We start from the raw sequence: 6011 nt of genomic DNA on the forward strand, positions 1-6011 counted from the left end.
CTTGAGAAATTTCTCAAGCTTTTTTATTTATCTTCTACTATAATTTGGTGCTTCTTTGGTAATTGCTACATCATGAGGATGACTTTCGTTAATACCACTTGCAGTAATTCTTATAAATTTGCCTGTTTCTTTCAAGGTTTCTATATCTTTTGCTCCACAGTAACCCATTCCAGCTCTTAAACCTCCAATAAATTGATGAATACTTTCATATAATTCTCCTTTATATGGAACTCTACCCACAATTCCTTCTGGTACTAATTTTTTTATATCATCTTCTACATCTTGAAAATATCTGTCTTTAGAACCATGTCTCATAGCCTCTACAGAACCCATGCCTCTGTAAGATTTGAATTTTCTACCTTCATAAATAATAGTTTCTCCAGGAGATTCTTTTGTACCTGCTAATAAAGAACCCAACATTACAGTATCTGCACCAGCAGCAATTGCTTTTGGTATATCTCCAGTATAACGTATTCCACCATCTGCAATTACAGGAACTCCACTTCCTTTAATAGCTTCTGCAACCGCTAAAACTGCAGAAAATTGAGGATAACCAACACCTGCAACAACTCTTGTAGTACAAATAGAACCAGGGCCAATACCAACTTTTACAGCATCTGCACCAGCAGCCACTAAATATTGCGCAGCTTCTGGAGTTGCAATATTACCTACTACCACATCTAATTCTGGAAATTTTTCTTTAATCTTTCTTAGTACATCAACTACACCAACTGTATGTCCATGGGCAGTATCTATAACTACTGCATCTACACCTGCATTAACCAATGCCTCTGCTCTATCCACTGCATCTGCAGTAACACCTAAAGCAGCAGCAACTCTTAATCTACCAAAAGTGTCTTTATTTGCAATTGGTTTTTGAGTAACTTTTGTAATATCTCTAAATGTAATTAAGCCTTTTAATTTGTAATCTTTATCAACTATTAAAAGTTTTTCGATTTTATTTTTTTGAAGAATTTTTTCAGCATCTTTAAGAGAAGTACCAACAGCAGCAGTAATCAAGTTTTCGCTTGTCATTACTTCAACAATTGGTCTGTTATTATCGTGCTCAAAACGTAAATCTCTGTTCGTCACAATTCCTTTTAAAATTCCTTCTTTATCAACAATTGGGATACCTCCAATACCATGTTCTTTCATGTTATGTTTCGCATCTAAAACAACAGCAGTTAGAGGTAAAGTTACTGGGTCTAGAATCATTCCACTTTCTGCACGTTTTACTTTTCTTACTTCTTGTGCCTGCTCTTCTATAGACATGTTTTTATGTAAAACTCCAATTCCTCCTTCTCTGGCAATGGCTATTGCCAAGGCAGATTCTGTTACTGTATCCATAGCTGCAGAAACTATAGGAACGTTAATGGTAATATTTCTCGTAAATTTTGTTTGTATACTTACTTCTCTTGGAAGCACTTGTGAAAAAGCTGGTACTAAAAGTACGTCATCGTATGTTAAGCCTTCTCCAAGAATTTTACTTTCGTTAATCATTATTTTGCAATTAAAGTATAATTGCGAGCAAATTTACAATTATTATTACTGGTAAACTAATAAATCTATCATCCATTCTTAAGCTCGATTTTTAAAATTTCACTTTTAAGAAATAAATATTTATTTCTAGAAATTGATTATGAATTAGTTACTAAAATTATTTTTATTTATTCTAAATAAAATTTGTAAAAGTATTATGAGTTCGTATATTTGCGCCGGTTTTAAAAAACTATTTATAATTAATCTAAATAAAATGAAGAGAGGTATTATTGTTTTATCAGCCTTATTTACACTAATTGTTAGTTCTCAAGAAAAGAAAAATAAAGAAAAATCTTTAGATTCTATTCAAAAATTAGATGAAGTAATTATTTCAACTGCGGCTATATTTGGAAACAAATATGCAGCCAAACACAGAAGTGGTTCTGCCTATTATTTATCTCCAAAAGAATTGCAAAAATTCAGTTTTACGGATGTAAATAGAGTTTTAAGAACGGTTCCTGGAGTAACTATTTATGAAGAAGATGGTTTTGGTTTACGCCCAAATATAAGTTTGAGAGGAACATCACCAGAAAGAAGTTCAAAAATTACCTTAATGGAAGATGGTGTTTTAATTGCTCCAGCTCCTTATAGTGCTTCTTCTGCTTATTATTTTCCAACAATTGCAAGAATGGAAGCTGTAGAAGTTTTAAAAGGAAGTAGTCAAGTTCAATATGGTCCTTTTACGACAGGTGGGGCTATTAATATGATTTCATCACAAATTCCTGCTGAATTCGGTGGACAGATTAGAGCAAACTATGGTAGTTTTAATTCGAATCAAATTCATGCAAAAGTTGGGAATAGTAATGATACTTTTGGATATATGGTTGAATATTTAAACTATGGTTCAGATGGATTTAAAACTTTACCAAGTGGCAAAAATACAGGCTTTAATAAAAATGACTTGGTAGCTAAATTTGCCTTAAATCTGTTTCCAAGTGCACGTGTTAAACAATCTTTAGAATTCAAGTTTCAATATTCTGATGAAGTGGGTAATGAAACTTATTTAGGTTTAAGTGAAGCCGATTTTAAAACAAATCCGTTTTCTAGATATGCATCTTCTAATGAAGATAAAATGACCACAGATCATACACAATATGCAATTACACACAAAGCCAATTTTTCTGATAATATTCGCTTAACAACTACTGCATATCAAAACAACTTTGCCAGAAACTGGTATAAACTAGATGCTGTAACTGTTAATGGAAATAGAAAGTCTCTTGCTTCTATTTTAAATGATCCAACTACATTTTCGGAGTATTACAATATTGTAAACGGAAGTGTAAATTCTGCATCAGATGCCATTAGTGTGAAAGCAAATAATAGAAAATATTATTCTCAAGGAATTCAAACAAAACTAGATTATCATTGGTATAAAGGAGATACTTTTCATGATATTGAAGTCGGAATGCGTTATCATTATGATGAAGAAGACAGATTTCAGTGGGTAGATAAGTACAGTATTTCAAGTGCTGGAGATTTAAATTTAACAACAGCAGCTATTCCTGGAACAGATGCAAACAGAATTACAAGTGCCAATGCATTTGCTTCTTTTATCACTTACAAAGTAAAATATAATAATTGGACGTTTACACCAGGAATTCGTTACGAAAACATCACTTTAAAAAGAGAAGATTTTGGTTCAAATGATGTAACAAGATCTGGTATAAATTTAGCTGAAAGAGAAAATTCTGTAGGTGTTTTTATACCTGGAATTGGATCTAATTACAAGTTTAATAACGACTTTTCAATTTTTGGTGGCATACACAAAGGGTTTTCACCTCCAGGAAATCAAGAGGGCCAAGAACCAGAAGAAAGTATTAATTACGAATTAGGAACTCGATTTAATTTTGCTGGAATTTCTGGAGAGTTTGTTGGTTTCTTTAACGATTATTCTAACCTTTTAGGTAGCGATTTAGCTGCAACAGGTGGCACTGGTTCTCTAGACCAATTTAATGCTGGTGAAGTAAATGTAAACGGAATTGAACTGTTATTAAATTATAATTTTGCAAAAGCAAACGCTACAATTGCGCTCCCTTTTTCATTTGGTTACACTTTAACCAATACAGAATTTCAAAATAGTTTTGGTAGCTCAAATGATTTATGGGGAACAGTTACTGTAGGTGACGAATTGCCTTACATACCAAAACATCAATTTAATATTGGTTTTTCTATAGAACATAAAACATTCGAAGTAAACTTTAATGGAAGATTTAATGGTGAGTTTAGAACTTTAGCAGGTTCTGGAGCTATACCTAATAATGAAAGAGTTGATAGTAATTTTATAGTTGATGTTTCTGGTAAGTACTTTGTAACAAAACAATTAAGCCTTACTGCAAATATTATTAATTTATTAGATGAAACTTACGCAGCTTCTAGAGTACCTGCAGGTTTAAGACCTGGACATCCTTTTGGAGCTTATGCAGGTTTAGAATTTAGATTTTAAATCTTTTCAAAATTATCAATAAAAAAACTCGAACAATTAATTTTTGTTCGAGTTTTTTTATTTTATAAAACATTAATGTTTTTCCTGTTTCAATAATTCAGGAAACTTCTTTTTAAACTTATTTAATCTAGGAATTGAAACTGCTTTTACATATCCTTGATTTGGGTTTCTCCTTTCAAAATCTTGATGATAGTCTTCTGCCTTATAAAATTTTGTAAGTTTGGTAACCTCTGTTTCAATTTTTCCATTATAAACTTCTTTATTTAATTTGGCAATTGCATTTTCTATAATTTGTTTTTCAGTATCATTCTCATAAAAAGCAATAGACCTATATTGCGTTCCATAATCTGGATGTTGACCATTTTTAGTAGTTGGGTCATGAGAGCCAAAAAAAACAGTAACTAAAGTTTCGAAACTAACTTTTTTGGGATTGTAATAAACTGCAACTGTTTCTGCATGCCCTGTAGAACCAGTTCCAATACTTTGGTAAGTTGGGTTATTTGTATGGCCACCTGCATAACCAGAAACTGCTTCTTCTACTCCATTTACACTTTCGAAAATAGCTTCCACACACCAAAAACAACCACTCGCAAAATAAGCGATTTTAGTATCTTGATTCGATTTGTATTCCGATTTCAACTCTTTGGTTTCCTCTTTTTTAGAAAAACCCAAACATGAGATTAGCAATAACGAAAATGTTATTGTAAATATTGATTTTATGAATTTCATTTTTATCTATTATGTTTATGAATACTGTTTTGTTCTGAATAAAATTTGCACCAAGAATAAACTAAAAAAATTCTTGGCACAAATTTCCGAACTTTTAATTCGATAATAAAATCGAATTACTAATTTTGTCGTATCAAATTTCAAGTACATACAATTTGTTTACAACTTTAGCATTTTATTAAGAAACCTAGTTGTTAAAAATAGATGAGATACTTATTTTTGTAATCGTAATTCAAAAAAAATATGGAGCATTTTATAGTTTCTGCACGCAAATATCGCCCTCAAAATTTTGAGGATGTTGTTGGGCAACAGGCTATTACAAATACGCTCGAAAATGCTATTAAAAATAATCACTTAGCACAAGCTTTATTGTTTACAGGTCCTAGAGGTGTTGGAAAAACATCTTGTGCAAGAATTTTAGCTAAAAAAATAAATCAGCAAGATAAAGAAGTTGCAGAAGATGAAGATTTTGCATTTAACATTTTTGAATTAGATGCTGCTTCTAATAATTCTGTTGATGATATTCGAAATTTAACAGACCAAGTTCGTATTCCACCTCAAACAGGAAAATATAAAGTTTACATTATTGATGAGGTTCACATGTTGTCTCAATCTGCATTTAATGCTTTTCTAAAGACTTTAGAAGAACCTCCTGCACATGCAATTTTCATTTTAGCAACTACAGAAAAACACAAAATAATTCCAACCATTTTATCTCGTTGTCAAATTTTCGATTTTAAAAGAATTGGCGTTTTAGATGCAAAAAATTATTTGAAAACCATTTGCGAAATGGAAGATATTACTGCAGAAGATGATGCTTTGCATGTAATTGCTCAAAAAGCAGATGGTGCAATGCGTGATGCTTTATCAATTTTTGATAGAGTTGTAAGTTTTTCTGGCAAGAATTTAACACACCTAGCTGTTACTGAAAACTTAAATGTTTTAGATTACGATACCTATTTTAACATGACAGATTTGCTGCTAGACAACAAAATACCTGATGTTTTAAACGCCTTTAATATTGTTTTAGGAAAAGGTTTTGAAGGGCATCATTTTATAAACGGATTAGCAAGTCATTTTAGAGATTTATTAGTTGCCAAAGACAAAGCAACCATTCCGCTTTTAGAAGTTGGTGATGCTACTAAAAAGAAATATTTAAATCAGGCAACAAAAGCATCAATCCCTTTTTTAATGCAAGCCATTAACAAAGCAAATGATTGCGATTTGAATTACAGAACAAGCAAAAATCAACGATTGCTTGTAGAATTAACTTTAATGCAGATTGCCTCTATCACTT

The 6011-nt window shown here is 31.5% G+C and carries 4 protein-coding genes; 2 read left to right on the plus strand and 2 right to left on the minus strand.

The features are described 5' to 3' along the window. Positions 1 to 27: 27 nt before the first annotated feature. Positions 28 to 1500, minus strand: coding sequence for an IMP dehydrogenase (gene guaB, locus WAO74_RS13210; protein WP_422162728.1), 1473 nt, complete (start codon positions 1498 to 1500; stop codon positions 28 to 30). 253 nt (positions 1501 to 1753) lie between these two features. On the opposite strand from guaB, the gene WAO74_RS13215 reads away from it, so the two are divergent. Continuing rightward, a complete protein-coding gene (locus WAO74_RS13215) occupies positions 1754 to 3985 on the plus strand; it encodes a TonB-dependent receptor family protein (RefSeq protein ID WP_422162729.1) in 2232 nt (743 codons plus the stop codon). Positions 3986 to 4057: 72 nt separating this feature from the next. Here WAO74_RS13215 and msrA read toward each other — a convergent pair whose 3' ends face one another. Further along, positions 4058 to 4714, minus strand: a complete 657-nt coding sequence (gene msrA / locus WAO74_RS13220; protein ID WP_422162730.1) for a peptide-methionine (S)-S-oxide reductase MsrA — start codon at positions 4712 to 4714, stop codon at positions 4058 to 4060. A 243-nt stretch (positions 4715 to 4957) separates the two neighbouring features. On the opposite strand from msrA, the gene dnaX reads away from it, so the two are divergent. Continuing rightward, the coding region (gene dnaX / locus WAO74_RS13225) for a DNA polymerase III subunit gamma/tau (RefSeq protein WP_422162731.1) at positions 4958 to 6011 on the plus strand (1054 nt) is incomplete at its 3' end.

Source organism: Polaribacter sp., from assembly GCF_049276715.1.
Lineage (GTDB): Bacteria > Bacteroidota > Bacteroidia > Flavobacteriales > Flavobacteriaceae > Polaribacter.